General features: G+C 64.3%; 1 protein-coding gene. It reads left to right on the forward strand.

The window, feature by feature from the left end:
* Positions 1 to 439 (forward strand): tyrosine-type recombinase/integrase (locus tag MJ785_RS21550; protein ID WP_239382686.1); only part of this gene is annotated, 439 nt, incomplete at its 5' end.
* Positions 440 to 596: the final 157 nt, after the last annotated feature.

Raw genomic sequence — 596 nt, forward strand, 5'->3', positions numbered from 1 at the left:
ACCGGAGATGGTCATTGTCGTGCTTCGCGAGCACAAGGCGCGGCAGGACGCGGCGAAAGAGGCGGCACCGGTCTGGCATGACGACGGGCTGGTGTTCACTACGTCTACGGGTCGGGGGATCCAGCCGCGGAACGTTAACCGCTGGTGGGACAGGGTTTGTGCGGACGCGGGCGTCCATCGAACACGTGTTCACGACCTGAGGCACACGTCGGCCACACTTCTTTTCCGTGCTGGGGTGGATCTCAACGAGATCCGGGCGTTGCTCCGGCACACCCGCATTGCCACCACGGCGGATATCTACATCGATGTGTTGGAAGATGTCCGGCGTGGGACGGCGGCGAGCATGGACACCATCCTTGGCCGGCTGGCGTCGTCCACCCGCCCGGCTGTTACGGAATGTGACGACGGTCGGGGTGACGCCGAGGTGCCCGAGGGCTGATCGTTTCCAATTGCAGTACTGGCGATCACTGAACCATCAGGGGCACGGAACCATGACTGGCTCCGTGCCCCTGACCTGCCTCAACCGGCGCGCGCCGCCAGGGACTTGAACCCCGAGCCGCAGATCAAACGGATCGAAGCGAGTGTCGACCCTGTCC

This window comes from Protofrankia sp. CiT1 (assembly GCF_917627335.1).
Taxonomy (GTDB): Bacteria; Actinomycetota; Actinomycetes; order Frankiales; family Frankiaceae; genus Protofrankia.